Origin of the sequence: Pararhodobacter sp. SW119, from assembly GCF_017811755.1 — a bacterium.
In the GTDB taxonomy this organism is placed as follows: domain Bacteria; phylum Pseudomonadota; class Alphaproteobacteria; order Rhodobacterales; family Rhodobacteraceae; genus Pararhodobacter.
In genome coordinates this window covers 1-6,918 of the sequence record NZ_JADDJF010000092.1, presented here as the reverse complement: position 1 = coordinate 6,918, position 6,918 = coordinate 1, and the positions used below count along the sequence as shown (strand labels likewise).

7 protein-coding genes are annotated in these 6,918 nt (G+C 64.6%); all 7 read right to left on the bottom strand.

The window, feature by feature from the left end:
* Positions 1–128 precede the first annotated feature (128 nt).
* The 7 genes from IM708_RS19910 to IM708_RS19880 all read right to left on the bottom strand — a co-directional run bounded on the left by IM708_RS19910 (position 129) and on the right by IM708_RS19880 (position 6,900).
* Positions 129–821, bottom strand: a complete 693-nt coding sequence (locus tag IM708_RS19910; RefSeq protein WP_209428317.1) for an SAM-dependent methyltransferase — start codon at positions 819–821, stop codon at positions 129–131.
* The gene (locus tag IM708_RS19905; protein WP_209428316.1) at positions 818–1,558 is read right to left on the bottom strand and encodes a PIG-L deacetylase family protein; all 741 of its coding nucleotides are present in this window, start codon (positions 1,556–1,558) and stop codon (positions 818–820) included. The genes IM708_RS19910 and IM708_RS19905 overlap by 4 nt, the downstream gene beginning before the upstream one ends.
* Positions 1,555–2,613 carry an acyl-CoA dehydrogenase family protein gene (locus IM708_RS19900; protein WP_209428315.1) on the bottom strand — a complete coding sequence of 353 codons (1,059 nt, stop codon included), beginning with the start codon at positions 2,611–2,613 and terminating at the stop codon, positions 1,555–1,557. The genes IM708_RS19905 and IM708_RS19900 overlap by 4 nt, the downstream gene beginning before the upstream one ends.
* Positions 2,614–2,623: 10 nt before the next feature.
* Positions 2,624–3,805: a glycosyltransferase family 2 protein gene (locus IM708_RS19895; RefSeq protein ID WP_209428314.1), complete on the bottom strand. Its 1,182-nt coding sequence runs from the start codon at positions 3,803–3,805 to the stop codon at positions 2,624–2,626.
* Positions 3,806–4,272: 467 nt separating this feature from the next.
* On the bottom strand, positions 4,273–4,587 hold the full coding sequence (locus tag IM708_RS19890) for a PHB depolymerase family esterase (protein WP_280861138.1): 315 nt from the start codon (positions 4,585–4,587) through the stop codon (positions 4,273–4,275).
* Between the two features lie 11 nt (positions 4,588–4,598).
* Positions 4,599–5,006, bottom strand: coding sequence for a phage portal protein (locus IM708_RS19885; protein WP_209428312.1), 408 nt, complete (start codon positions 5,004–5,006; stop codon positions 4,599–4,601).
* 850 nt (positions 5,007–5,856) lie between these two features.
* A complete protein-coding gene (locus IM708_RS19880; protein ID WP_209428318.1) occupies positions 5,857–6,900 on the bottom strand; it encodes an IS5 family transposase in 1,044 nt (347 codons plus the stop codon).
* Between the last annotated feature and the right edge of the window lie 18 nt (positions 6,901–6,918).

The following is a 6,918-nucleotide window of genomic DNA, read 5'->3' as shown; positions in this document are numbered from 1 at the left end:
CACTTGACGCAGCAACCGCATGTAGAGAACCGCATGTAGAGAACCAGCTTTCGGATTGGTCGAAAGGAGCGGCAGGGACCGCGAGACGACATGTGTCGGATTCACGGAATTGGAGGTGGGCTCGCTTATCATGTCGCCCGCTGGAAGCTCGAAGGTCTCATGGCGTTGCTCGACATCACGTAGCCCTGGGCGCACCCCGATAGCTTTACAGCCGAGGGCGGTATCGTCCGCCTTTGCGGGTCGGGCTGGCAAATCAAGCTGTGGTGGAGATAACTGTCGCTTGACGCATGGATGAGCCTCCGAAACGGGCGCAAACCGTGCAGCGCCCGGGTAAAGAGTCGCGTTGCGGTGGGGCCAGAAAGGGCGGTAGCGGTATCGCTTCTCCAGGCCACGATCACCACTTCGCCCCCAGAGACGAGCGAACGGTCGATATGTCGGGCCAGCACTGACAGCTCTGCCGGGCAAAGATAGTACAGGATCTCCGACAGCACGATCAGATCGGCCCGACGCCGGGGCCAGTGGCGCGGCACTTCGACCTGGCGCAGCGCGACATTGTGGTAGTGCGCCAGTCGGCGTTTTGCCAACGCCAGTGCCGTGGGCGACAGGTCAAGCCCGAGGTACCTGTCGCATCGGTGTCGCAGTCGCGCGCTGAGAACGCCGATCGAACACCCCACTTCGATCGCGCTGGCATACCGGGGGCTTTGCAGCCCGGCCAGAGTGGCGGCATATTTTCGCTGTTCATAAGGGCTGGTGGCATAGTTCCAGGGGTCGGGATCGGTGCGATAGAGGCGTTCGAAATGGGTCTGCCGGTGTCCGATCATGCCGGGTGCTCGCGGATGAAGATCTCGGGGTGATCAAGAAAGTGCCGCTGATGCTCGGGGTCCATGACGAAGCCGTCGGGATCGTCACTGATCAGGCGAGTCATCTGCGACGCATGCGCCGCCAGCGCCTTGCGCTTGCGCGCGCGTAGCGCAGGTGCGCGGATCAGCACCATTTCACTCGAAGAGGGGATACCAAGCGAGGGTTTGAAGCGGCCCCAGATCGGATAGGACCAGCGCGCAAGATGAGGGTGGTCGGCATGCAACGACGCGGCGAGGCGGGCAACGCACGCGTGATCGATATGCGGATCGCCTGCCCAACTGGCCCATATCGCCCCGGTCTGCGGGCCGATCAGCGGCGCGATCCGCGCGCAGGCGGCGCGGCGGGTTTGGGGGTCGGACGGAGCGGAAAGGTCCGGGTATCCCAGTTGCATTGGCGCGGGTCCGATACCTTCGATCAGATGACGTAGCGCGCGCCGCAACTCGAGAGCGCGCAGCCGTGCCAGTCGAGGAGGCGGAAAACGGGTGGAGCGGGGGTGCGAGCGGCTGCCGTCGGTGACCAGCACCACCCGCACGCGCAGCCCCGCGTCGGCCAGCGCGGCGATCGCCAGCCCGCAGCCAAGGGATTCGTCATCCGGATGCGGCACGAGCAGGATCACCTCGTCGCCGCCACCGGTCAGAGCGCGTGGGTTGACGGGCACGGCGGCGGCGGCGGCCGTCAGAAAGGGCGAAGCGATCACCACATCTCTCCCACCACCTGTTCGGATGGAGCCAAGGCAGCGGCGACACGCAGCATCTTTCCGTCCAGGTCGGCCTGACGCAGAAAAAACGCCAGATCACGCCGCACTCGATCGATTGGATTCCCCTCGGCAAAGGCGGCGGCCCCCACGGACCGTTCGGAAAGCGCGATGGCCTGCTGGCAGGCCGCGTCAATCGCCTGACGCGCCATTAGCACGCGCGACACCGCCTGCGCGCCGGCGCGCGGGGCCTCGATCGCGAGAGCTGCGGCTTCGAGCCAGAGCCGCGCGGCCTCCGCGGCGATGACCAGATCGACGAGACGCGCTGCATGCAAAGGGTGCGCTGCGCGTTCCCCCAACATTCGCCGAACCCCCTCGGCCAACGCTTCGAGCCCACCGGTATGCAGCGCGAGATAGCGCCAGATCCCACCTTCGAAATGCGGCTCACGCAGAAGATCTCCAGGTTGCCCCAGCATTACGGCGTGATGGTCAGAGAGGTCGTAGCTCCCCGAGGCCGTGGCGCGCATACCACTGACCTGCCAGTCACCCGGAGCTGCGCGGCGTGGATCGGTGGCGTCGATCAGCAGCATCTGCGGTGCGCCGTCGTCGTCCGTGGCCGCCGTCACCACTGCACGGCCCACCACCCCCAGCCCCGAGCAGAATTTCTTGCGCCCACTCAGCCACACCTCGTTCCCGGAGCGCTTGGCGATGCGCACGGGTGGATCTGCATCCGCACCCCACACGCCATGCAGGACAGCATCGTCCTCGGAACCCTGTTGCGCGGGCTCGCCGTAAAGCCGGATCAACCGAATCGCATTCACATGCCCCTCGACCAGCCGCCCGACAGACAGATTGGCACGGCCGAGCGCCCGCAGCGTATCGCAGGCGGCCAGGGTATCACCGCCCGGCAGGCAGGCGCGGGTGAGGCACGCCAGCAGGCCGCTTTCGACCAACGCCGCAATATCGGCACGCAGGTCGCTCTCGCCGCGGTCGGCGGCGGTGGCGCGGCGTGCGATATCGGCGAACACGGCCTCAGGCCGGCGGACGGGCACGCGCATGCGGGCAGTTTCACTGGAGGGCCGGGGCATGGTCTGTTTCTCGTTGGCTGCGATCGACGGGCTTCTGCAATCCCGTGCGTTCGCTATCGCGAAGCTGGGCCAGCAATAGCGGCAATTCGCGCGCGGCATGGCTCTGCCGCAGGGGATGACGGCGAAGCGCCGGATGAATGGCCTCCAGATTCTGCCAGAACGCACCGAAGGTCTTGAACCTGTCGGGCCTCGGGACGGGCTGCAGGCCGGGGGCAGGTCCCAGAAGCTCGCGCGCAAGCCACCAGACCGGGGAGGGCGCTGGCCAGAGCGCGCGAAGCCTGCCTTTGGTTCGGTAGCGCCGTGCCAGCGCCTCGGCGGGTTCGAGCCAGTCATCGCAGAAGGGGTCATCCTGCGAGCAGCGGACGCGCAAGGTCGTCGCCATGCCGCCTTCTGCACGCCCCTGGAGTCGGCATGAGGTGACCACCTGCGGGGCCGAGGCATGGCGTACCCGCAGATCCAGAGCCTCGGCCCGCAGCGCAAGCGCACGATCCTCGGATAGTGGCTGCCAGGGTATGCCACCCAGCCGGCCAAGTGCCTCCGTCGTCAGGGCAATGCTGGCGCCCGACCGGTTGCGGTGGCTGGGCAAGGGGTCATGCGGAAGTGGGTCAAGCCGGTTCACCAGCCGGACCGCGGCTCGCGCATACTCTTCTTCGGCAAGGCTGTACCGCGGGAGCAGGGGGCGGATCTGGGCGAGTTCCTCGGCGTCGGGGATGATGGTGCCGAAGACCACGTGGGCATCCCTTAATTCGGTCAGATTAGCGGCAATCCACGCGGGATCGGCGCGGCTGTCGGCATCGGTTGTCATCAGCATCTTTGGGGGCTGCGGGATGCGTTGTGACAATTTCATGCCCAGATCGCGCACGCGCCCCACACCGCCGGTGCCGGGCGCAAAGTATAGGTCAAGGACAATGTTCGGGAGCGCGCGCGCGCGCAGTACCGCTGCGGCCCTGACCGCGGTGTCATCGATGGTGTCGTTGACGCAGACGATGACCCCGACCGTGCGCCCGGCCTGGGCGATGGCATCGGCGAGAGCGTGTAGGCAGGCCTCGATCCGCTTGCTCTCGTTTCGGGCAGGGATGATGACTGCCGCCTCCCAGGGCGTGCCCGCGCCCGAACTTGCCACCCGTCGAAGGACGGGCTGAGCTGACTGGCGCGCGTTCACGCGACACGGTCCCAGAACCGTAGGTCGCGACTGGCGCACTCATCGGCGTTGTTACTGCGCCGCGTGTCAGTGGTTGGGCGAAAGATCGCTTGGTCGGCTTGCATCGGGGAGTTCCATATTCGGTAGAGAGAATAGTCAGGCACGTGCCGCTTGCTGGCGACAGGAAGCCGCGCGAACTTCAAGGTCAAAGAGGACCCCGCCGGTAGAGTGCCACATTCCTTTTTTGGCCAACTCGGCGGACGCTGCTGCGTTCCAACTCAGACCAAAGGACGTGCGGGGATGAGCGAAGAATGGCCGCCGCGCCCAAAGTACGCGGACATGGCGCGGTTATGCGCCTAGGCATCGGGGCCGTTCCGGAAGGTGAAGCATCCCGCCGGGTGCCCGCCGTACCAGGCGCGGCCTGCTCCTCGACGATCCAGAACACTACCAAGAATGGTGCCATTGCATTCGGCGCAGTCGCTAGGGGCTTAGCCGCGCCCACCAGCGGCGCGCTTGCCGACACCCGTCGCCGGCGCGTCGAGGGCGTCAGGCGCGTGCCCCCTACGCATCGTCTTTAACCGCGAGATTCCGCAGTGGGCCGAGCCGCGGGCGAGGCCGGAGTCCATCCCCGCCGCCGCGTAGCGCTCGGGATAGGTGTCGGCGAGGATCGCGGCCGTCACGGCGCCAGCCGAGAAGCCGGCCACGAAGGCGGCGGCGCGGTCCAAGCCTAACTCCCGCGTCAGCTTGCGCGTGAGGGACGCCAAGAAGTGGGTTCGCCGGCGCCGCGCATCTGGTGGGCGCATTGAAACCAGTTTCAGCCCAACTGCGCAGACCGGACGACTGCGAGGCCTTGCTCCTCCGCCACCGCATTCACACGGATACCGACGGCGAATGGTCGGGGGTCTGCCTGCAGTCGCGCAGCAGAAGGCATCCGGACAACGTGTGCAAAACCACCAGCGTCACACATAAGAGCGTCCAGAGTGAGCTGTGTCCGAAGGGCGCTGGCAGATGTCCAGTCATTCGCGGCCTCGTGCATCAGCGCGTAGGCGGGATGCTCGGGGACGGAGGCCTTGTCCGCGCGCCGGTAGAGCTTCGGCGGCAGGGAGCCTACGGTCTCGGAAATCAGGCCCACGGCGCAGGCCACGGCCGGCACGCGCATCGCGGACGCCGGGCCAAAATGCAGGCCGCTGCGGGTGGGGGCAGACCCGAAGATGTCGAGCATCGCCGGGTCTGTAGGGGTCAAGGCCTTCTGCTCGAATCCGAGAAAGGCCCGCATTTTCTGCGGGAGCCGCATACACAATCACCATGTCACTCACTACAAGCAATATTATAACATAACACTTATAGATGTGCAAGTGACTGTTCGCGCCGAGACCGCAGATAGTCCAATCCATGCTCTGAGCCGGCCGCGATCATATCCGGATACGAATACGGAAAGCGCCAATGCCCTCTAGCGATATGCGTCGGAGTGTGACAACTTGTTGGTCCGCCGCCCTAATGCCCGAAAACGCCGAAAAGCAAGGACCTGATTGATCACCGACGGGTGAAGTAGGACGATCACAGGCCGCATAAAAATGATCAGGTGTTTGCATTAAAAACCACAAAGATTTCCTATGAGTTATATCAATATTGGATCGAGAAGCGAGCCATTTTTTGCGATTGCAAGGGACGTGGAGTTGACGGACGAGGCATACAGAAAATCGCCGTTGCTCTTGCTAATGCCGACGGCGGTGAAGTCATTGTCGGACTAAAAGATAGGAAAGAAACTAGGGACCTCGACGATAGATGGGATGGCTTCACACAAATCGAATCTGTGGATAGTGCTCTACAAGTAGGTTTTGATATCAAGCCCGCTATAACTGCTCGATATGATTTTGTCACATGCGACAGATTATCGGGTTATCTACTTCGGGGCACCTCGATTTTTGACCGTTTTCGGTTTCTCCGGGCCGGGTCGTCGCTTTGAAGCGGAGATGATGCTGTGGAGCTGCCGGACGCGTTGTGCGATGCCGGAGTCCATGGCGGGCACGTGGCGTGCACTGGCCCTTGCGGGCTGACTTCGGCGCCCCGGATCACGCCGGGCAAGGGTCGAGGCGGCGCAGCTGGACGAGACGGCGCATGTTGTAGGCCAGGTTCTTCATCCCGATCTTTGCTTTGGCCCGCACCATGCCGATGGTGCGCACCAGCGTGCCGCCCATGTCGTTGGCCTGCGCCGCGAAGATGTGCTCGACCCGGGCGCGCACCGTGGATTTGGTCCGGTTGCTGGCCTTGCCCTGTTCGGTCAGCGGTTTGCCGCGCTTGCCCTTGCGGTGGATGTGACTCGTCAGCTTGCGCGCGTGGAGCTTGGCCGCCATGTCCTCGGATCGATAGGCGGGATCGGCCCAGACACCCGCGCCGGTATTGTCCCGTGTCAGCAGCTGGTCCACCGCTTGGCTGTCATGCAGGGCGGCATCGCTGACATGGTAGCGGCGCACCAGCTTGTGTGTGCGGTCCACGTTCACGTGGTTCTTGTAGCCATAGTGGCTCTTGCCATGCTTCTTCGTCCAGCGGGCATCAACGTCCTTCTGTGACCGCTTGGCGGGCTTCTCCGCCCAGTCCTCGGGCACCTCACCGCTCTTGATCGCCTTGTTTTCCTCGCGCGTGTTGTGGTTCTTCGGCACCGGGACGATGGAAGCGTCGAGGATCTGCCCGCCCCGCGCGATGTAGCCCTGCCGCGCGAGATACCCGTCGAACTGCTTGAACAGCGCCTCGACCATGCCCGCCTGCGCAAGCCCCTCGCGATAGAGCCAGACGGTCTTGGCATCGGGGACCCGGTCCTCCAGCCCGAGGCCGAGGAAGCGCATGAACGACAGCCGGTCGCGCACCTGATACTCGATCTGGTCGTCCGAGAGGTTGTAGAGTGCGCCCAGCACCAGCGTCTTGAACATCACCACCGCGTCCATCGGCTTACGCCCGGCCCGCGACTTGCGCTCCCCCTCGGGCTTGCGCCAGACCCGCTCCAGCGTCGGGCGGAACTCCTCCCAGGGCACGATAGCGTCAATCTCGACCAGCGGGTCTCTCTTGGCATCCAGGCTCGAATAGCGGTCTGAAAGATCAAAGAAACCCATCTGCGCCATCGTCACGCTCCAGCAGCC

Bases quoted from the DNA above. Each gene is read 5' to 3' on its own strand.
- IM708_RS19910 (WP_209428317.1), bottom strand. From the start codon at position 821: ATGATCGGACACCGGCAGACCCATTTCGAACGCCTCTATCGCACCGAT.
- IM708_RS19900 (WP_209428315.1), bottom strand. From the start codon at position 2,613: ATGCGCGTGCCCGTCCGCCGGCCTGAGGCCGTGTTCGCCGATATCGCA.
- IM708_RS19890 (WP_280861138.1), bottom strand. From the start codon at position 4,587: ATGCGCCCACCAGATGCGCGGCGCCGGCGAACCCACTTCTTGGCGTCC.
- IM708_RS19885 (WP_209428312.1), bottom strand. From the start codon at position 5,006: ATGCTCGACATCTTCGGGTCTGCCCCCACCCGCAGCGGCCTGCATTTT.
- IM708_RS19880 (WP_209428318.1), bottom strand. From the start codon at position 6,900: ATGGCGCAGATGGGTTTCTTTGATCTTTCAGACCGCTATTCGAGCCTG.